The organism is Sphingomonas sp. (assembly GCF_019746015.1).
GTDB lineage: Bacteria > Pseudomonadota > Alphaproteobacteria > Sphingomonadales > Sphingomonadaceae > Sphingomonas.
Window position 1 is genome coordinate 1 of record NZ_JAIESM010000045.1, and the last position, 18456, is coordinate 18456.

General features: G+C 67.4%; 19 protein-coding genes and 1 pseudogene. 19 read left to right on the forward strand and 1 reads right to left on the reverse strand.

What is annotated here, in order from left to right; translation table 11 throughout:
* From K2Y03_RS07340 to K2Y03_RS07395, 12 genes and pseudogenes are all read left to right on the forward strand, one after another.
* Positions 1 to 420 (forward strand): annotated as a pseudogene (locus tag K2Y03_RS07340) (glycine dehydrogenase); the annotation flags it as partial.
* On the forward strand, positions 417 to 1994 hold the full coding sequence (gene gcvPB / locus K2Y03_RS07345) for an aminomethyl-transferring glycine dehydrogenase subunit GcvPB (protein WP_294089634.1): 1578 nt from the start codon (positions 417 to 419) through the stop codon (positions 1992 to 1994). The pseudogene K2Y03_RS07340 and the gene gcvPB, both read left to right, overlap by 4 nt.
* Positions 1995 to 2016: 22 nt before the next feature.
* Positions 2017 to 2517, forward strand: coding sequence for a CcdC protein domain-containing protein (locus K2Y03_RS07350; RefSeq protein WP_294089635.1), 501 nt, complete (start codon positions 2017 to 2019; stop codon positions 2515 to 2517).
* The gene (locus tag K2Y03_RS07355) at positions 2514 to 3140 is read left to right on the forward strand and encodes a DUF938 domain-containing protein (RefSeq protein ID WP_294089636.1); all 627 of its coding nucleotides are present in this window, start codon (positions 2514 to 2516) and stop codon (positions 3138 to 3140) included. The genes K2Y03_RS07350 and K2Y03_RS07355 overlap by 4 nt, the downstream gene beginning before the upstream one ends.
* A gap of 102 nt (positions 3141 to 3242) precedes the next feature.
* Positions 3243 to 4241: a PhoH family protein gene (locus K2Y03_RS07360; protein ID WP_294089637.1), complete on the forward strand. Its 999-nt coding sequence runs from the start codon at positions 3243 to 3245 to the stop codon at positions 4239 to 4241.
* 48 nt (positions 4242 to 4289) lie between these two features.
* Positions 4290 to 4550, forward strand: a complete 261-nt coding sequence (locus tag K2Y03_RS07365) for a type II toxin-antitoxin system VapB family antitoxin (protein ID WP_294089638.1) — start codon at positions 4290 to 4292, stop codon at positions 4548 to 4550.
* Entirely contained in the window at positions 4547 to 4945 is a 399-nt protein-coding gene (locus K2Y03_RS07370; RefSeq protein ID WP_294089639.1) for a type II toxin-antitoxin system VapC family toxin, read from the forward strand. The genes K2Y03_RS07365 and K2Y03_RS07370 overlap by 4 nt, the downstream gene beginning before the upstream one ends.
* On the forward strand, positions 4942 to 5442 hold the full coding sequence (gene ybeY / locus K2Y03_RS07375; RefSeq protein ID WP_294089640.1) for an rRNA maturation RNase YbeY: 501 nt from the start codon (positions 4942 to 4944) through the stop codon (positions 5440 to 5442). The genes K2Y03_RS07370 and ybeY overlap by 4 nt, the downstream gene beginning before the upstream one ends.
* Positions 5443 to 5451: 9 nt before the next feature.
* Positions 5452 to 6369: a hemolysin family protein gene (locus K2Y03_RS07380; protein ID WP_294089641.1), complete on the forward strand. Its 918-nt coding sequence runs from the start codon at positions 5452 to 5454 to the stop codon at positions 6367 to 6369.
* Positions 6370 to 6468: 99 nt separating this feature from the next.
* Entirely contained in the window at positions 6469 to 7683 is a 1215-nt protein-coding gene (locus K2Y03_RS07385; protein WP_294089643.1) for a hypothetical protein, read from the forward strand.
* A gap of 260 nt (positions 7684 to 7943) precedes the next feature.
* Positions 7944 to 9272: a sorbosone dehydrogenase family protein gene (locus K2Y03_RS07390; RefSeq protein ID WP_294089645.1), complete on the forward strand. Its 1329-nt coding sequence runs from the start codon at positions 7944 to 7946 to the stop codon at positions 9270 to 9272.
* Positions 9273 to 9339: 67 nt separating this feature from the next.
* Positions 9340 to 9828 (forward strand): hypothetical protein, encoded by a 489-nt coding sequence (locus K2Y03_RS07395; protein WP_294089646.1) that lies wholly within the window; start codon positions 9340 to 9342, stop codon positions 9826 to 9828.
* 6 nt (positions 9829 to 9834) lie between these two features.
* Here the strand turns inward: K2Y03_RS07395 and K2Y03_RS07400 are convergent, their stop codons facing one another.
* Positions 9835 to 10254, reverse strand: coding sequence for a VOC family protein (locus K2Y03_RS07400; protein ID WP_294089647.1), 420 nt, complete (start codon positions 10252 to 10254; stop codon positions 9835 to 9837).
* A gap of 119 nt (positions 10255 to 10373) precedes the next feature.
* Here K2Y03_RS07400 and lnt point away from each other — a divergent pair, with 119 nt between their 5' ends.
* The 7 genes from lnt (at position 10374) to K2Y03_RS07435 (ending at position 18429) form a co-directional block, all read left to right on the forward strand.
* A complete protein-coding gene (lnt, locus tag K2Y03_RS07405) occupies positions 10374 to 11903 on the forward strand; it encodes an apolipoprotein N-acyltransferase (RefSeq protein ID WP_367114756.1) in 1530 nt (509 codons plus the stop codon).
* A gap of 69 nt (positions 11904 to 11972) precedes the next feature.
* Positions 11973 to 13184 (forward strand): methionine adenosyltransferase, encoded by a 1212-nt coding sequence (metK, locus tag K2Y03_RS07410; protein ID WP_294089650.1) that lies wholly within the window; start codon positions 11973 to 11975, stop codon positions 13182 to 13184.
* Positions 13185 to 13276: 92 nt separating this feature from the next.
* Complete coding sequence (locus K2Y03_RS07415; protein ID WP_294089651.1) at positions 13277 to 14818, forward strand: tetratricopeptide repeat protein; 1542 nt, start codon at positions 13277 to 13279, stop codon at positions 14816 to 14818.
* A gap of 75 nt (positions 14819 to 14893) precedes the next feature.
* Positions 14894 to 15136 carry a hypothetical protein gene (locus K2Y03_RS07420; RefSeq protein ID WP_294089653.1) on the forward strand — a complete coding sequence of 81 codons (243 nt, stop codon included), beginning with the start codon at positions 14894 to 14896 and terminating at the stop codon, positions 15134 to 15136.
* 45 nt (positions 15137 to 15181) lie between these two features.
* Positions 15182 to 15883 (forward strand): tRNA (guanosine(46)-N7)-methyltransferase TrmB, encoded by a 702-nt coding sequence (gene trmB, locus K2Y03_RS07425; RefSeq protein WP_294089654.1) that lies wholly within the window; start codon positions 15182 to 15184, stop codon positions 15881 to 15883.
* Positions 15884 to 15914: 31 nt separating this feature from the next.
* Positions 15915 to 16376: a DUF2721 domain-containing protein gene (locus K2Y03_RS07430; protein WP_294089657.1), complete on the forward strand. Its 462-nt coding sequence runs from the start codon at positions 15915 to 15917 to the stop codon at positions 16374 to 16376.
* Positions 16377 to 16482: 106 nt separating this feature from the next.
* Positions 16483 to 18429, forward strand: coding sequence for a TonB-dependent receptor (locus K2Y03_RS07435; RefSeq protein WP_294089658.1), 1947 nt, complete (start codon positions 16483 to 16485; stop codon positions 18427 to 18429).
* Positions 18430 to 18456: the final 27 nt, after the last annotated feature.

Consider the following 18456-nt stretch of genomic DNA (forward strand, 5'->3'; position numbering starts at 1 on the left):
AGCACGCGCGAACAGCATATCCGCCGCGAAAAGGCGACGTCGAACATCTGCACCAATTCGGGGCTCTGCGCGCTGGCCTTTTCGGTGCACATGACCTTGCTGGGCGAGGCCGGGCTGCGCCGGCTGGCGGCGCTCAATCACGCGCGCGCGGTGGCGGCGGCGGAGCGGCTGGCGCAGGTGCCGGGCGTTGCGCTGGTGAACAATGCCTTTTTCAACGAGTTCACGCTGAAGCTGCCCCGGCCCGCGCGGCCGGTGGTGCGCCAGCTGGCCGACCGGCGCATTCTGGCCGGCGTGTCGCTGGGCCGGCTCTATCCGGGCGAACAGGCGCTGGAAAACGGCCTGGTCGTCGCGGTGACCGAGACGACGAGCGAAGACGATATCGAGACCATGGCAACCGCGCTTCAGGAGGTGCTGGCATGAACATCAACGCAAGCGGCTGGCGCCCCGAGCGCCCCGACACCGACGCCGCCGCCCTCGATGGCGCGCCGGCGACCTTCACCGGCAATCGCGCGCTGATGCTGGAAGAGGCGCTGATCTTCGAGATCGGCACGACCGAAACCACCGGCGTCGATATCGAGGCGGCACCCGCGGTCACTACCCGGCTGGGCGGGCTGGAACGGCACGCGGCGATTGGTCTGGCCGGCCTGGCCGAGCCCGAAGCGGTGCGCCATTACACCCGCCTGTCGCGCCAGAATTATGCGATCGACCTGGGGCTGTTCCCGCTGGGCAGCTGCACGATGAAGCATAATCCGCGCCTGAACGAAAAAATGGCGCGGCTGCCCGGCTTTGCCGACATTCACCCGCTGCAGCCGGTGGACAGCGTGCAGGGTGCGCTGGCAGTGATCCATGAACTCGCCGAATGGCTGGTGACCCTGACCGGCATGAAGGCTGTGGCGATGAGCCCCAAAGCCGGTGCGCATGGCGAGCTGTGCGGCATCCTGTGCATCAAGGCGGCGCTGGAAGCGCGCGGCGAGGGGCATCGCAAGGTCATTCTGGTGCCCGAATCGGCGCACGGCACCAACCCGGCGACGGCGGCCTTTGCCGGATACAGCGTGGAAGACATTCCGGCGACGCCCGAGGGGCGCGTGGATACCGCCGCGCTGAAGGCCCGGCTGGGGCCGGACATTGCCGGGGTGATGATCACCAACCCCAATACCTGCGGCCTGTTCGAGCGCGACCTGAAGGAAATTTCGGACGCGGTGCACGCGGTGGGCGGCTATGTCTATTGCGACGGCGCCAATTTCAACGCGATCGTCGGCCGGGTGCGCCCGGGCGACCTGGGCGTCGATGCGATGCACATCAACCTGCACAAGACCTTTTCGACCCCGCATGGCGGCGGTGGCCCCGGCTCCGGCCCGGTGGTGCTGTCGGCGGCGCTGGCGCCGTTCGCGCCTTTGCCCTTTGTCGAGAAGGAGGGCGACCATTTCGTGCTGGTCGAGGAAGAAACCGCGCAGGACCATCACGACCAGAGCTTTGGCCGGATGACCGCGTTCCACGGCCAGATGGGCATGTTCACGCGCGCGCTGAGCTATATCCTCAGCCACGGCGCCGACGGCCTGCGCCAGGTGGCCGAGGATGCGGTGCTGAACGCCAATTATGTGCTGCGCCGGCTGGAAGACGTGCTCGACGCGCCGTTCGCCGGCTCCGGCCCGTGCATGCACGAGGCGCTGTTCAGCGATGACGGCTTCCCCGAAGGCTTCTCGACGCTCGACGTGGCCAAGGGGCTGATCGACGAGGGGTTCCACCCGATGACGGTCTATTTCCCGCTGGTCGTGCATGGCGCGATGCTGGTCGAGCCGACCGAGACCGAGAGCAAGGCCGCGCTTGACCAGTTCATCGGCGCGCTGCGTTCGGTGGCGCTGCGGGCCAAGGCAGGCGATGCGACGCTGAAGACGGCGCCGCACTTTGCCCCCCGCGCCCGGCTGGACGAGACGCAGGCGGCGCGCAAGCCCGTGCTCGCCTGGCGCGAGCCGGTGGCGCTGGCGGCGGAATAGGCGCGATAGGGGCGCCCGCGCCATGCCGCCGGGGGCAGTCAGCACCATCATCCTGATCGCGACGATGGCGTTCGTGCTCGCGTTGCGCTTTCGCCGGATGCGGCGTGGTCGGCGGCTGCGCCCCGGGCTGCTCTGGGTGATGCCGGTGCTGATTGCCACGCTCGCTGGCGTGATGCTCTATGCCGCGCCGCCGGCGGGGGTGCGCGGCTGGGGGCTGGCGGCGCTCGGCCTGGCGCTGGGCGCGCTGTTCGGCTGGCAGCGCGGCCGGATGGTGCAGCTGGAGCTGGACCCCGACAACGGCACGCTGAACCAGCGCGAATCGCCCTGGGCGCTGCTGTTCATCGTCGCGATCATCGGCGCGCGGGCGCTGGCGCGCAGCTTTGCCGCGCAGGAGGCGGCGGCGCTGGGCATCACGCTCCTCACCATCACCGATGCGCTGCTGCTGATGGCGCTGGGGCTGGTGAGCATGCAGCGGTTGGTGCTGTGGCGGCGCGCGGCGGCGCTGCAGGCGGCCGGCGGATGAGCGACCCCACCCCCTGGATTGCGACCGAAGACACCGGTGCGGCGCGCAAACATGCCCCCGCAACGCTGCGCAACCGCGACGCGATCTTGGCGGTGCTGGCGGAAATGCTGCCGGCCGCCGGCACTGTGCTGGAAGTCGCCAGCGGCTCGGGCGAGCATATCGCCTATTTCGCGGAGAAATTCCCCGCGCTCAGCTGGCAGCCGAGCGACCCGGAAAGCGCCGCGCGCACCTCGATTGCCGCATGGACGGCGGGGCTGGCCAATGTCCGCGCGCCACTCCCCCTCGATGCCGCAGCGCCCGACTGGCCGATTGACGCGGCGGCGGCGCTCCTTTGCATCAACATGGTCCATATCAGCCCGTGGGAGGCGACGCTCGGGCTGTTCGCGGGCGCGGCGCGAGTGCTCACCGCAGGCGCGCCGCTCTATCTTTACGGGCCTTTCCTGCGCGCCGGCGTGGCGACCGCGCCATCGAATCTTGCCTTTGACGACAATCTGAAGGCGCGCGATCCGCGCTGGGGCCTGCGCGATGTGGCGGCGGTGACGGCCGTGGCCCATGGCTTCACGCTCGAACGCCTGGTCGAGATGCCGGCCAATAATCTGAGCCTCATCTATCGCCGCGTTTAGGCGGGCGCCTTCTTCCCCTTGCATCGCTTTGGCCATCTGCCACAGTCTGGCCCGGGCGGCGCGTATGTCCATCGGGGCGCTTCCCAGAAGCACAGGAGCCGCATGAGCCGAAAGCCCGTTCCAGCCCAGTCCGGCGAGCGCAGCCGCGCCGAACTCATCTTCGACAAGCCCCAGCTGATGGCCGAGCTGTTCGGCCAGTTCGACCAGAATCTGCTCCTCATCGAAAACCGGCTGGGCGTGTATATCACCGCGCGCGGCAACCGGGTGGGGCTGGAAGGATCGGCCGAAGCGGTGGCGGCGGCGCGCGACGTGCTGAACGGGCTCTACCGCCGCATCTCGCGCGGCGAGATTGCCGATGCCGGGCTGATCGACGCCGAAATCGCGATGGCGGCCGAGCCCACGCTGGACGGCATCATCAGCGCCGAGGCCGAAGCCGCGCCGCAGGTGATGATCCGCACCCGCAAGAAGACCATCGTGCCGCGCACGCCCGCCCAGGCGCATTATATGCGCGAGCTGCAGCGCCACGACATCATCTTCGCGCTGGGGCCGGCGGGCACCGGCAAGACCTATATCGCGGTCGCGCAAGCGGTCGCCCAGCTGATCACCGGCAGCGTGCAGCGCCTCATCCTGTCGCGCCCGGCGGTGGAGGCGGGGGAGAAGCTGGGTTTCCTGCCCGGCGACATGAAGGAGAAGGTCGACCCCTATCTGCGCCCGCTCTACGACGCGCTGAACGACTGCCTGCCCGCCGAGCAGGTGGAGCGGCGCATCGCAAGCGGCGAGATCGAGATCGCGCCGATCGCCTTCATGCGCGGGCGCACGCTGGCCGACGCGTTTGTGATCCTGGACGAGGCGCAGAACACCACGCCCGCGCAGATGAAGATGTTCCTCACCCGCTTTGGCCAGAACAGCCGGATGGTGGTGTGCGGCGACCCCAACCAGACCGACCTTCCCGGCGGCGTGACCGCCTCCGGCCTCAACGACGGGGTGACCAGGCTGGAAGGAGTGGAGGGGCTGGCCGTCTGCCGCTTCTCCGCCGCCGACGTGGTGCGCCATCCCATTGTCGGCCGGATCGTGGAAGCGTATGAGGGCAAGGGCGCTTGAATGTTGGGATATCCTGATTAGGTTGCAGGATATACCGGGAGTCGGCGCATGGCATCGCTTTACGTCAAGGACCATGAGGCAAACGCGCTGGCCGAAGAGCTGGCGCTGCGCCGTGGCGTTACCAAAACGGCCGCTGTGAAACTGGCACTGCGGCACGAACTGGCCCGCGATGCAGCGGCAACGCCCACCGGACGGCCTTTGCTGGCGATCATGGAAGAGTTCTGGGAAGAACATCCGTTGGGCACGCCGACGGGTCTGGAGGCTGACAAGGCCTTTTATGACAGCCTCAACGACGAAGACGACGATTGACGATCCTCGCCGATGCATCGGCGCTGGTCGCCATCGTCACCAAGGAAGCCGACGCACCACGATTGCTTGGCGCGCTTCAGGGCCATAATGACCGGCTATGTTGCGCAGTCGGCAAATGGGAAGCGGTATTGGCGATCGCCCGCAAGCGAACGGTAACGCTTGATGAAGCGCGCAGGGCGCTCGACGACATGCTGAACCGATTGTCCATCCGGTCGGTGGCGGTCGGCGATGCGGAATATCGCCTCGCGCTTGATGCGCATGGTGTCTATGGCAAGCGCAGCGGCCACCCGGCGCGGCTGAACATGGGCGATTGTTTTGCCTATGCCTGCGCCAAGGCCAATGATGCCCGGCTGCTGTACACGGGCAATGATTTTTCGAAAACGGACCTGGCATGATCGTCGTCGAACTCAGCTGCGATGATGGCTGGGGTACGGCCGTTGACTGGGAAGGTCTGGCCCGGCGCGCGGTGGAGGAGGCGGTTCGCCACAGCCCCTATGCGGCGTTCCGTGCCGCCGCTGCCACGGTCGAAATCTCGCTCCGCCTGACCGACGATGCCGAGGTGCAGGCGCTGAACCGCGATTATCGGGGCAAGGACAAGCCGACCAATGTGCTGTCCTTCCCCATGCTCGCGCCCGAGGAGGTGGCCGATCTGTCGCTGGAAGGCGCGGGCGAGCTGCTGCTGGGCGACATCGTGCTCGCGCACCAGACCTGCGCGGCGGAAGCGGCGGAGAAGGGCATCGGCCTTGCCGATCACGCCACGCACCTCATCGTGCATGGCACGCTCCACCTGCTCGGCTATGATCATATAGACGACAGCGATGCCGAGGCCATGGAGCAATTGGAGCGCGATGTGCTAAGGGCGCTTGGTTTGCACAACCCTTATGAGGACTGAACCCCGCTAATGCCTGACGGCCAAAGTAGCCCCGCCGGCGACGCCGGCACCGCCGATGGCGGCTTGTGGCGCCAGTTTCGCGCCTGGATTTTCGGAGAGCCGAACGACAGCCTGCGCGCGCAGATCGAGGAAGTGATCGACGCGCACGAGGATGATCCCGCGCCCGATGCCAAGGGCGACCTGACCCCGCTTGAGCGGCAGATGGTGCGCAACCTGCTCCATTTCGGCGAGCGCGACTGCGGCGACATCGGCGTGCCGCGCGCGGACATTGTGGCGGTGGAGGAGCAGACCAGCTTTGCCGATCTGGTCGCGCTGTTCGCGGAGGCCGGGCACAGCCGGCTGCCGGTCTATCGCGGTGCGCTCGATACCATCATCGGCATGGTCCATATCAAGGACGTGTTCAACATATTGGCGACGGGCGCGCCGCACCCGCCGAGCATCAAGGCGCTGATCCGCGAGCCGCTGTTCGTGCCGATGGCGCGCGGCGCGCTCGATCTGCTTGCCGACATGCGGCAGAAGCGGGTGCATCTGGCCGTGGTGCTCGACGAATATTCGGGCACCGAGGGGCTGGTGACGATCGAGGATCTGATCGAGGAAATCACCGGCCATATCGAGGACGAGCATGACGACGCGCCGCAGGCGATGCTCCAGCCGCTGCCCGGCGGCGGGTGGGACGCGGATGCGCGCGCGGCGCTGGAAGAGGTGGCGGCCCAGGTCGATCCGCGCCTGGCCGAGACCGACGATGATATCGACACGGTCGGCGGCCTGGCCGCGCTGCTCGCCGGGCAGGTGCCGGAGGCCGGCACGCGGCTCGACCATCCGAGCGGCTGGGTGATCGAGATCACCGCGGCGGACGGCAAACGCGTGCAGCGGCTGCGCCTTCACCCGCCCCGCAGCGACTTTGCCCAACGGCACGAACCAGTGTAGTCTGCTTGCCGAGACTCAATGTGTCGCAAGCGGGGGTGCTTCATGCGTGGCTCGGCGATCGTCTGTGCAACTGTTGCGCTTCTGGCCGGAACCGCCCTGATGGCACAGCGAAAGCCCGGCGCCCGGCCGGCGGCGGCGCCCCCGCGTCCCGCCGCCCAGATCGTCACTCCGCCCAAGGCGCGCTACAATATGGATGTCGGCACGCTGTCCGGCCTGGCCGAAATGGGCGGCGGCATGACGGGCGGCCAGGGCGGCGGCAAGATGGACATGGGCGCGGCAATGCGCATGGCGATGGGCGGCGGCGGCAATGGCCAGCCGCTGCACGACCTGCATCTGCGCCTGGGCTCGGTGCTGTCGCCGACGGGCGCGCCCAAGGCGGACCATTTCTTCCTGCCCGCCGCCAATATGGGGCCGTCGGTGCCGCTGATCACGCCCGAGCGGGCACCGGTCGAAGGCGCCCCGCCGGACTTTGAGCGGCCACGTGGGCGGCTGCTGATTTTCTGGGGCTGTGGCGCGCATGCCGGCGCGGGGCAGCCGGTGATCATCGACTTTGCCAAGATCGCTCAAGGCCAGGTGCCGCCCGATCTGTTCACCACGCGCGTGCCCTCTGATCGCGGGCCCAGCGCCAGCAACAGCCGCAGCTATGGCGAATGGCCCAACGGCAAATCGGGGCGGATGCCGCAGGGCGGCTCGGTGATTGGCGAGCATCGCATTGCCGGCACCTACTCGCCCGAAATCAAGTTCACGCTGCAGCAGGATTATATGGCGCCGCTCAGGGTGCGGGCGACGCCGGCGGCGGACGGGTCGATCGGCCTTGTCTGGCAATCGGTGCCGACCGCAACCGGCTATTATGCCTGGGCGATGGGGGCCAAGGTCAGCGGGCGGCGCGGCAATAACGATGTCGGCGACATCATCTGGTGGAGCTCGGCCAGCAGCCGCGAATTTGGCGGCGCGCTGTGGGAATGGCTCAGCCCCTCGGTCGTCGACCGGCTGGTGACCGAGGGCGTGGTGATGCCGCCCAGCCAGCAGAGCTGCAGCATCCCGGCGGAAGTGAAACAGGCCGCCGGCGAGCAGATGTTCAGCACGATGATCGCCTATGGGCCGGAGGCGAATTTCGTCTATCCGCCCCGCCCGCAGACCGGCCCCTGGAACCAGGAATGGATCGCGCGGGTGCGCTTCCGCTCGATCACCAGCTGGGTGCCCGGCATGCCCGACATGAGCGAGCGCGGCGGGCGCGGCGGCCAGAATGGCGATGATCAGAAAAAGAAGTGCAAGCGCAGCATCTTCGGTGCCATCACCGGGATCGGGTGCTGACCGCGGACGCCCGGCCTGCGGTGCGGGTACGGTAACAAAAAAACCGTAGATGGGGATCTTGGGAAATCTCCTGTCGCTCCCTATATAAACTGCCGGCCAGCGCCGCCCTGTGCCCCGGTTGAGTTATTCCCCCGAAGGTGCTGACCTTCACGGCCGCCGGTGTTCCTCCCTTTCACCGGCGGCCACCCGATGGCCCCGCCCCCGATCCGCCCCGCGCTTTTGCCCTTTTCGTGGCATCAGGCGGGGGTTAAGACCGGCCCATGGCACGACATATCCTGATCTTCTCCGGGCTGCTCATCGCGGTCCTGTTCGGCGGCTGGCTGTGGCTGGCGCAGCCCGATGTCGCGCGCCTGCCGGTCACGGCGGTGATGGGCGCCCGGCCCACGATCAGCGAACCGCGCAACGAGATCTGGCCGACGATCAAGGTCGCCGATGTCGTCGGCTGGCAGGGCGGCGCAATGCCCACCCCTGCGGCCGGCCTGGCGGTGCAGCCCTTTGCGCAGGGGCTGGACCATCCGCGCTGGCTGCTCACCCTGCCCAATGGCGATGTGCTGGTCGCCGAAAGCAATTCGCCGCCGCGCCAGGTGGGCGGCATTACGGGCCTGGTGATGGGCTGGCTGCTCAACAAGGCCGGCGCCGGCGTGCCCTCTGCCAATCGCATCACTCTGCTGCGTGACGGCAATGGCGATGGCGTGGCCGAGCAGAAATCGGTGCTGATCGGCGGGCTCAATTCGCCGATGGGCATGGCGCTGCTCGACGGGCAGCTCTACATCGCCAATACCGACGCGCTGGTGCGCGTGCCCTTCACACCCGGCCAGACGCGGATCACCGCCAAGCCCGAAGTGGTGGTGCGCTATCCCGGCGGCGGCAATCACTGGGCGCGCACGGTGCTGCCCGGCGCCGATGGCAAGCTGCTCTATGTCACTGTCGGTTCGGCCAGCAACATTGCCGAGAACGGCATCGAGGAGGAAACCGGCCGCGCCTGCATTCTGGAGGTGGACCCCGCGCGCAAGACGATGCGCATCTATGCCGGCGGCCTGCGCAACCCGCAGGGGCTGGCGCTGGAGCCCAAGAGCAAGCGGCTATGGACCACCGTCAACGAGCGCGACATGCAGGGATCGGACCTGGCGCCCGATTATCTGACGGCAGTTGAATTCGGCGATTTCTTCGGCTGGCCCTATTATTACTGGGGCGGCTATCCCGACAAGCGGGTGGAGCCCAAGCGGCCGGATTTGCAGGAATATTCAAAACGCCCCGATTATGCGCTGGGGCCGCACACTGCCTCGCTTGGCCTGGCCTTTGCCGATGGCGCGCGCCTGGGGCCGCGCTTTGCCGATGGCGCGTTCATCGGCCAGCATGGCTCGTGGAACCGGGTGCCGGTGTCGGGCTATAAGGTGATCTACGTCCCCTTTGCCGAGAACGGCTTTCCGGCAAAGGGCGCCGCGGCCGTCGACGTGCTGACCGGCTTTCTGGACAAGGACGGCAATGCCCGGGGCCGCCCGGTGGGGGTCGCGCTGGACGGTGCCGGCGCGCTGCTGGTGGCGGACGATGTCGGTAACGTCATCTGGCGAGTCCGCGCCAAAGGTTGAAACGTGCCAACATTATGAATTGCCCATTTCGGGTATGCAAAGCTGCTGTTAGCCTTCGGCGCGTATCATGGCGCCGCGCATCACCACCAATCCCGATCGGGCCGACGCTTTGTGGCGGGCAACCGCCTATCATCTGGCGACGCTGCAGCTGACCACGGTGCAGGCGTTCGGCTCTGGCGCGCTGAAGCTGGGGCCGGTCGAGCTGCAGATCTGCCTGACCGTCGCGGTCGCCAATGTGCAGAAGCTGATGCGCGAGCGCACATTGCCGCCCGAATATGGCGGCAAGGACCGATTGCCCGACGATCTGGTGGTGCCGATTTCGCGCAATGCCATCGCCTCTGCCACCGGCCTGCCGCGCGAAACGGTGCGGCGACAGGTGGAAAAGCTGATCGGGCGCGGTGTGCTGGTGGAGGATCCGCGCGGCGGCGTGCGCACGGTGCCCGACACGATCAACCAGCTGGGGCTTGCGAGCGTTCTGGAGCCGATGCTCACCGAGTTCAGCCGCGTGGCGGAGGCGCTGCTGCGGCTGGGGGTGATCGAGCTGCACGCGGACTGAGCGGCCTCAATCGGTTGCAAAGATCATCGCGTCGTCGGCAAAGGCCTTGAACTCCAGCGCATTGCCGCTGGGATCGCGAAAGAACATCGTCGCCTGTTCGCCGGCCTGCCCCTGAAAGCGGATGTGCGGCGCAATGCCGAAGGCGACGCCCGCCGCCGTCAGCCGCTCGGCCAGCGCCTGCCATTCAGGCATTGTCAGCACCACGCCGAAATGCGGCACCGGCACGTCATGCCCATCGACCGCATTGTGATGCGCCGCCGGCCGCGCGGCGGGGTCCAGATGCGCGACGATCTGATGGCCGAACAGGTCGAAATCCACCCAGTGCGCGGCGCTGCGCCCCTCGGCACAGCCCAGCAGCCCGCCATAGAAACCGCGCGCGGCATCCAGATCATGCACCGGAAAGGCCAGGTGGAAGGGGCGGACCATGGTCGCCATCCTTAGCGCGCACCCGTGCCTGCGCAAGCCGCTTGCCCGCGCGGTGCCGACTGCCGCATAGCTGCCGCCCGATGACGCTACCCGCCCCGCTTGCCCGCCGCCCCGCCATAGTGTCGCTGCTGCTTGGTGCGGCGGCGGCGCTGGGCTTTGCGCCGCTGGAGGCGTGGTGGCTGGCGCTGCCGGCGCTCGCCGCATGGCTGGCGCTGGTGCATGATGCGCCCGATGTGCGCGCCGCGCTGTGGCGGGGCTGGCTGTTCGGCTGGGCGCATTTCACACTGGCGAACAGCTGGATCCAGCGCGCCTTCACCTATCAGGAGGCGATGCCCGCATGGCTCGGCTATGTCGCCCCGGCGCTGCTGTCGCTGTATCTCGCAATCTTCCCGATGATGGCAGCGGGGCTGGCCTGGCGGTGGGGGCGGGTGCACCGCGCGGGCGCCGGGCCGGGGCTGGGCTTTGTGCTGATGGCGGGCGCGGCCTGGCTGCTGACGGAATGGCTGCGCGGCTGGGCGCTGACCGGCTATCCCTGGGCGCCGCTCAGCCTGATGTGGCTGCCGCTGATCGGGGTGGCGCGGGCAGCGGCGTGGACCGGCACCTATGCGCTGTCGGGCTTGACGGTGGTGGTGGCGGGCGCGCTGCTGCTGCTGGCGCAGGGGCGCTGGCGGATGGGGGCGGTGGTGGCGCCGCTGCTCGCCGCGCTGGCACTGAACGGCGTCGATATCCCGATGACACCGGCCGCGCCAGACCCGGCGGCCCCGCGCGTGCGCATCGTCCAGCCCAATCTGGATGAGGAGGTGCGCCCGACCCCCGATTACCCCGAGCGCAACCTGCGCGCGGCGCTCGCCCAGAGCGGCACGGCGGGTGCGGCGCCCCGGCTGATCCTGTGGCCCGAAGGGGCGCTGCGCTTCCTGATCGAAGAAGGCTATCCGCCCGGCTATTATTGGCGCGGCGACCCCGTCACCATCCGGCGGCGCATTGCCGCCGCGCTCGGCCCGCGCGATCTGCTGCTGACCGGGGGCAGCGCCGCCAGCTTTCGCGCCGATGGCGAGATTGCCAGTGTGACCAACTCGATCTTCGTGCTCGACGCGGCCGGCCGCATCCGCGGGCGGTATGACAAGGCGCATCTGGTGCCCTGGGGCGAATATCTGCCCTGGCGCACACTGCTGACGCCGCTGGGCTTTGCGCGACTGGTGCCGGGCGCCATCGATTTCGCGCCCGGCCCGGGGCCGCGCACGCTGCCGCTGCCCGGCTTTGGCAATGCCGGCATGCTGATCTGCTATGAGGTGATCTTCTCCGGCCAGATTGTCGATCCGCGCCACCGCCCGGCGTTCATCTTCAACCCCTCCAACGATGCCTGGTATGGCCGCGCTGGCCCGGCGCAGCATTTGGGCATGGCGCGGCTGCGCGCGATCGAGGAGGGGCTGCCCATCCTGCGCGCGACGCCCACCGGCATTTCGGCGATCGTCGACGCGCAAGGGCGGGTGCTGGCGCGCGTTGCCGCCGGCCGCACCGGTGCTGCCGAAGTGGCGCTGCCGGCGCCTGCCGCCCCCACGCCGTTCGCCCGCGCCGGCCATTGGCTGACGCTGCTGATCGGCGCGGCGCTCGCCCTGGCGGCTGTTGCCTTCCGCCGCCGGGATCGCTAGGGGCAGCATATAACGATAGCTTTATATCGTAATATGCGTCCTTAAGTGGCTCAACCAAGAGGGAATTCCATGCGCCCATCGTTTCTGTTCACGTCCGAATCGGTTTCCGAAGGCCATCCCGACAAGGTCGCGGACCAGATTTCCGACGCGATCGTCGACCTGTTCCTGTCGAAAGATCCCGAGGCGCGCATCGCCTGCGAAACGCTGACGACGACGCAGCTGGTGGTGCTGGCCGGCGAAATCCGCGGCCAGGGCATCATGGATACCGAGGGCAACTGGGCGCCCGGCGTGCAGGAAGAGGTTGAGACCGCCGTGCGCGACACGGTGAAGCGCATCGGCTATGAGCAGGACGGTTTCCACTGGCAGACGCTGCGCTTCGAAAACAATCTGCACCCGCAGTCGGCGCACATCGCGCAGGGCGTGGACGCAAGCGGCAACAAGGACGAAGGCGCCGGCGACCAGGGCATCATGTTCGGCTTTGCCTGCGACGAAACGCCGGGCCTGATGCCGGCGACGCTCTATTACAGCCACAAGATTCTGGAGCGGATGGCCGCGGACCGCCACTCGGGCGCCGCCCCGTTCCTTGAGCCCGACGCCAAGAGCCAGGTCACGCTGCGCTTTGAAAACGGCGTGCCGGCGGCGGCAACCGCGATCGTCGTCTCCACCCAGCATGCGCCGGGCTATGACGAGGGCGCGAAGGAAGCCGAGCTCCACGCCTATGTGAAGAAGGTGGTGGCAGAGGTGATCCCGGCGGCGCTGCTGTCGGACGCGACCGTCTATCACATCAACCCCACCGGCAGCTTCGAAATCGGCGGGCCGGATGGCGACGCCGGGCTGACCGGCCGCAAGATCATCGTCGACACCTATGGCGGCGCGGCGCCCCATGGCGGCGGCGCGTTCAGCGGCAAGGATCCGACCAAGGTGGACCGTTCGGCCGCCTATATCAGCCGCTATCTGGCGAAGAACATCGTCGCGGCGGGCCTGGCCAAGCGCTGCACCATCCAGCTGGCCTATGCCATTGGCGTGTCGAAGCCGCTTTCGCTCTATGTCGACACGCACGGCACCGGCACGGTGGGCGACGACCAGCTGGAAGCGGCGATTGCCGGCATCGGCAAGCTGGGCGGCCTGACCCCGCGCGGCATCCGCACGCATCTGGGCCTGAACAAGCCGATCTATGCCAAGACGGCGGCCTATGGCCATTTCGGCCGCACCGCCGAAGGCGACCTGTTCCCCTGGGAACGCACCGACCTGGTCGATGATCTGAAGGCAGCGCTGGCTTAAGCCTTATTGCCGCCAATTTGGTAGCAAGCATATTGGCGACTTGATCAACGCCCCCATCCCCGGCTTAATCGGCGGGGGAGGGGGCGTTTTTCATGCGCTGGATATTGCCCGCATTGCTGATGCTGCTCGCCGCACCCGCGCTGGCGACGCAAGAGCGCATGTCGCCGGGCAATGCGCAGACACTTGCCGAGCGTGAGGACGAACTCGCCAGGCGAGATGCCGAACTCGCGATACGCGCGATGACGCTGGACGCGCAGAAGGCCGATTCGGGCAAGCGCGAAGCGGACCTCGCCCTGAAACGAGAGATCCTGGAGACTCGCGCTGCGTTGGAGGATGCCGGGCATGCGCGGCTTCAAGTGATCGGCGGTTGGCTAAGCGCGTTGATCGGGTTGTTCGGCACCGCGATTACGATTGCGGCGGTCCTCTTTGCGTTTAGAGTTGAGAAGTCTGCGATAAGCGCAGCGGTCGAGGCCGCGAAGGAGGGCCTCAAAGGCGAACGGGACGAGATCGAGCGTCTGCTTGGTGAAGCAAGAACGGATGTCGACCAGATAAGCGGCCACCGCACGCGCGCCGAGCAAATCGTCGCAGACGCAGCAAAGATCATCGCTCGCCTGCCCGCCGGCCAAGCGCCCGCAACACAGAAAGATCGTCAAACCGTCGAAGACGCGGCCGCCATCGCGGCGGAAAAACCACCAGCCGAGCGCACGCTAGACGATCTTCGGGCATTGCTGATCGACAGTTTGGACAAGTCCGATTGGCACGCAATGCGCGACCACGCCCGTGCCATTCTCTATTTGCATGGTAGCGATGCTAATGCCGCCGCGCTCGGCTTATTCAACCTTGCCTATGCCTATGGCGAGCTTGATCGCCCATCTGACGCAATTTCTACATATGACGATCTAATCCAACGGTTCAGGACGAGTGACGATCCTGACCTGCGCGATTGGGTTGCGATGACCCTGTTTAACAAGGCTGTTACACTGTATCGCATCGATCGGACATATGAGGCAATTTCAGCTTATGACGATCTCATCTCCCGGTTCGGCGCTAGCGATGATAATGTTCTATTGGGACGGGTCGCTACAGCGATTATAAACAAAGGTATCGCACTAGGTGAACTCAAACGCCCGGAAGATGAAATTATGGTCTACGATGATCTGATCGCCCGGTTCGGCGCTAGCGATGATCCCACGCTGCGCGAGCAGGTCGCCAAAGCACTTCTAAATAAAGGTATTACTTTGGGCAGCTTGAGGCGTCCAGACGATGAAATCAGGGTCTATGATGATCTGATATCCCGTTTCAGTACCAACGGTGATCCTGCGCTGCGTGAACAAGTGGCAAAGGCACTTGCAAATAAGGGCGTCACATTGGGTAATCTCGGCCGGCTCGATGATGAGATTGCTGCCTATGACGAATTGATTTACAGATTCAAGGATAGTAAAGATTTTGTTGAGTGTGAAGCAGTAGCCAAGGCAATGAACAACAAGGGTGCCGCATTAGGGCAATTGAGTAAAATTGATGAAGCAATTCAGACATTTGACGAGGTTTTTGATAAATTCGGCTCTAATGATCATCCTGAACTTCGTAATCATGTCGCCAGTGCGCTGTTTAACAAGGGAATAGCGCTGCATTAATTGAATCGATCTACTGATGAAATTGCAGTCTATGACGACCTGATAGAACGGTTTGCTGCCAGCGATGATTCCGCTGTGCTCGCGCTGATCATTAAGACTTTGCACAAAAAAGCTTGCCTGCTCGCGCGCGGTGGCAATGTCGCGCCGGCGATCGATAGCCTTCGCCAATGGGCGGGCAAGGCTGGCTGCTTCGACTGCGACGCCGTCCACAAGGACCAAGACTTCGACCCCATCCGCGCCGACCCGGCCTTTGTCGCCTTCATGGCCGAGATGGGCTGCGCGCCTCCGGCCGAGCCCCCTGAACCACAGGCGGCATAACACGGGCCTTCGCATCGGCGCCCGGCGGCGCTAAAGCGCGCCACCATGAACGACCCCACCACCATTCGCCGCCTTTATGGCCGGCGCCAGGGCCACAAGCTGCGCATCGGCCAGGCGGCGCTGGTGGAGGAGGCATTGCCGCGCCTATCGGTGCCCGAGGCGGGCGCGCTGACCAGCGAAGCCCTGTTCGGCGACGCGCGACCGTTGCAGGTCGAGATCGGCTTTGGCGGCGGCGAGCATCTGGCGGCGCAGGCGGCGGCCTGGCCCGACCATGGCTTTATCGGCTGCGAACCCTTTCTGAACGGGGTGGTGAGCGCGCTGGCGCACCTGCGCGGCCGGCAGCTGGGCAATGTGCGGCTGCACATGGGCGACGCGCTGACGGTGCTGGAACGGCTGCCCGATGCGTCGCTGGAGCGGGTCTATCTGCTCCACCCCGATCCCTGGCCCAAGGCGCGCCACGCCAAGCGGCGGATGGTGAACCATGGCCCGCTCAACCTGATCGCGGCCAAGCTGAAGCCCGGCGGCGAGTTCCGCCTGGGCACCGACGACCCGACCTATTGCCGCTGGGCGATGATGGTGATGGCGCAGCGCACCGATTTCGCCTGGACGGCCGCGGCCGCCGCCGATTTCCTGACGCGCCCCGACGACTGGCCCCAGACCCGCTATGAAGCCAAGGCCCGGCGCAAGGGGCATGAGGTGTGGTACTTCCGCTATGTGCGGTGCGGGGGCGGGGGCGGGGGCGCTTGACCGCCCGCCGCGCGCGGCACACATCACGGGCATGACAACGCTTCCCGCCGTTACCGCCATTGCCCAGACGATCCAGCTGTCGCTGAGCCCGGTTTTCCTGCTGGCCGGGATGGGGGCGATCCTGAACGTCATCGCGATGCGGCTGGGCCGCGTGGTGGACCGCGCCCGCGCGCTCGAAGCGCTCCACCCGCGCTCCAGCGGCGCCGAGCATGACCGGCATGTGTGGGAACTGCGCCAGCTCGACCGGCGCATGGGGGTGATCAACGCCGCACTGTTCCTGTGCGTGGCCAGCGCGATTGCGATCTGTCTGCTCGTCGCCTTGCTGTTCGTTGCTGAACTGACCGACTGGCATATCGGCACGCTGATCGCGCTGCTGTTCATCGGCGCGATGCTGTTGCTGATCGGCGGGCTGGTGATGTTCATCATCGAAGTGCGCCTGTCGCTGCGCGCCACCCAGGTGCGGGTGGAACTGCTGGAACAGGAACGAAGTTAAGCGTTTGTATTAAAATGATATATCTCGTTTCCCGCGGACAGAACGGCTGATTTCGGTGTCCACGACATGCTCTTTTTTGGCGCGGCCGGCGCTGGCGGCGCTGCTGATGGCGCCCGGCATGGCGGCGGCGCAGGAGGCGGCGCCCGAGGTGGTGGTGCGTGGCACGCCGCTCACCGCCCCGCCCGGCGCGCCCGCCTATGGCACCGTCACCATCACGGCGGAGCGGCTTTCCGGCGATGCCGCCGGCCGGGTGGAAACCGCGCTCGCCGATGTCGCGGGCTTCCAGCAGTTCCGCCGCAGCGACAGCCGTTCCGCCAACCCCTCGGCACAAGGGGTGACGCTGCGCGCGCTGGGCGGCAATGCGGCGAGCCGCGCGCTGGTGTTGCTCGACGGGGTGCCGATTGCCGACCCGTTTTTCGGCTTCGTGCCGTTCAATGCGCTGGTGCCGGGGCAGCTCGGCGCGGCGCGGGTGACGCGCGGCGGCGGCAGCGGCGCATTCGGCGCCGGCGCGCTGACCGGCACGGTGGCGCTGGAAAGTGCGGCGCCCGATGCGCTCCCCCGGTGGAGCGCGCTGGCCGAGGGCGGCAGCTTCAACGCGCAGCGGCTGGCGGCGGGGGCCGCGCCCCGGCTGGGCGCCGGCGTACTGGCACTGTCCGGCCAGTGGCAGCGCGCCGACGGCTTCTTCACCACCCCGCCCGACCAGCGCGCGCCGGCGAGCGCCCCGGCGGCTTATCAGGACTGGACCGTCGGCGCGCGGCTGGTGGCGCCGGTGGATGCCGCGACGGAAGTGCAGGCGCGCCTCTCGCTGTTCGGTGACCGGCGGACGCTGCGCTTTGCGGGGGCGGACAGTTTCTCGCAAGGCGGCGATGCCAGCGTCCGCCTCGTCCATCGCGGGCGCTGGCAGGTGGAGGCGCTCGCCTATCTGCAGCTGCGCGATTTCGGCAACCGGGTGATTTCGGCGACCACGTTCCGCCCGACGCTGGATCAGCGCGCGACGCCGTCGCTGGGCGCCGGTGCCAAGCTGGAGCTGCGCCCGCCGGTCGGCGGCGGCCATGTGCTGCGCTTCGGCATCGATGCGCGCCATGCCGAGGGGCGCGCGCTGGAGGACGCCTATGCCGCGTCGGGCGCCGTCACCGCGCGGCGGGCGCTGGGCGGGCAGACCGGGGTGGTTGGCGCCTATGTCGAGGATGACTGGGTGCTGGGCGCGCTGACGCTGACCGCCGGCGCGCGGGTTGATCGCTGGATGATCACGGGCGGCTTCTTCAGCGAGGGGGCGCCGACAGGGGCGGTGACCGCGCGCCGCTTTGCCGACCGCGCCGGGACCGAGCTTAGCGGCCGCGCCGGGCTGTTGTGGCGGCCCGTGCCGGCGCTGGCGCTGCGCGCGGCGGGCTATACCGGCTTTCGCGTGCCGACGCTGAACGAGCTCTACCGCCCCTTCGTGGTGTTTCCGGTTGCGACCCAAGCCAATGCCGCGCTCGACCTGGAGCGGCTGCGCGGCGGCGAGGCAGGGGTGGAGCTGACCCCGATGCGCGGCCTGCGCCTCAGCGTCACCGGCTTCGTCAACCGGCTGGAGGGGGCGATTGCCAATGTCACCATCGGCACCAATCTGCGCCAGCGGCAGAATCTGCGCGCAATCGATGCACGCGGGGTGGAGGTGGAGGCGGCATATCAGCGGGGCGCCTGGTCGCTCACCGCCAGCTACGCGCATAATGATAGCCGTGTCGCAAGCCCCGGCGCGCTCGATGGCCGGCGCCCGGCGCAGAGCCCGGCCGACATGCTGAGCACCACGCTGGCGTGGGCGCGGGGCGGCTGGGCGGCATCGGCCACGCTGCGCCACACTGGCCGGCAGTTTGAGGACGATCTGTCGCTCGACGCGCTGCCCCCGGTAACCACGGTGGACGCGGTGCTGCGCGTGCCGCTGCTGCGCCGCGTCGCCTTTTCGCTGCGGGCGGAAAATCTGGCCGATGCCCGCATCGTCACCCGCAATGCCGCCGGCTCGATCGATCTCGGCGTGCCGCGTACCCTGTGGATCGGGCTGTTCATCGCAGGGTGATTGCGGCTTTTACCTAGCCTGCTGTTG

Excerpts from the sequence above, each read along its gene's own strand:
- K2Y03_RS07415 (WP_294089651.1), top strand. The coding sequence starts at position 13,277 with ATGCGCTGGATATTGCCCGCATTGCTGATGCTGCTCGCCGCACCCGCG.
- K2Y03_RS07380 (WP_294089641.1), top strand. The coding sequence starts at position 5,452 with ATGCCTGACGGCCAAAGTAGCCCCGCCGGCGACGCCGGCACCGCCGAT.
- K2Y03_RS07435 (WP_294089658.1), top strand. The coding sequence starts at position 16,483 with ATGGCGCCCGGCATGGCGGCGGCGCAGGAGGCGGCGCCCGAGGTGGTG.
- K2Y03_RS07365 (WP_294089638.1), top strand. The coding sequence starts at position 4,290 with ATGGCATCGCTTTACGTCAAGGACCATGAGGCAAACGCGCTGGCCGAA.
- K2Y03_RS07355 (WP_294089636.1), top strand. The coding sequence starts at position 2,514 with ATGAGCGACCCCACCCCCTGGATTGCGACCGAAGACACCGGTGCGGCG.
- K2Y03_RS07390 (WP_294089645.1), top strand. The coding sequence starts at position 7,944 with ATGGCACGACATATCCTGATCTTCTCCGGGCTGCTCATCGCGGTCCTG.
- ybeY (WP_294089640.1), top strand. The coding sequence starts at position 4,942 with ATGATCGTCGTCGAACTCAGCTGCGATGATGGCTGGGGTACGGCCGTT.
- gcvPB (WP_294089634.1), top strand. The coding sequence starts at position 417 with ATGAACATCAACGCAAGCGGCTGGCGCCCCGAGCGCCCCGACACCGAC.
- trmB (WP_294089654.1), top strand. The coding sequence starts at position 15,182 with ATGAACGACCCCACCACCATTCGCCGCCTTTATGGCCGGCGCCAGGGC.
- K2Y03_RS07395 (WP_294089646.1), top strand. The coding sequence starts at position 9,340 with ATGGCGCCGCGCATCACCACCAATCCCGATCGGGCCGACGCTTTGTGG.
- K2Y03_RS07385 (WP_294089643.1), top strand. The coding sequence starts at position 6,469 with ATGGCACAGCGAAAGCCCGGCGCCCGGCCGGCGGCGGCGCCCCCGCGT.
- K2Y03_RS07350 (WP_294089635.1), top strand. The coding sequence starts at position 2,017 with ATGCCGCCGGGGGCAGTCAGCACCATCATCCTGATCGCGACGATGGCG.
- K2Y03_RS07360 (WP_294089637.1), top strand. The coding sequence starts at position 3,243 with ATGAGCCGAAAGCCCGTTCCAGCCCAGTCCGGCGAGCGCAGCCGCGCC.
- metK (WP_294089650.1), top strand. The coding sequence starts at position 11,973 with ATGCGCCCATCGTTTCTGTTCACGTCCGAATCGGTTTCCGAAGGCCAT.
- K2Y03_RS07430 (WP_294089657.1), top strand. The coding sequence starts at position 15,915 with ATGACAACGCTTCCCGCCGTTACCGCCATTGCCCAGACGATCCAGCTG.
- K2Y03_RS07400 (WP_294089647.1), bottom strand. The coding sequence starts at position 10,254 with ATGGTCCGCCCCTTCCACCTGGCCTTTCCGGTGCATGATCTGGATGCC.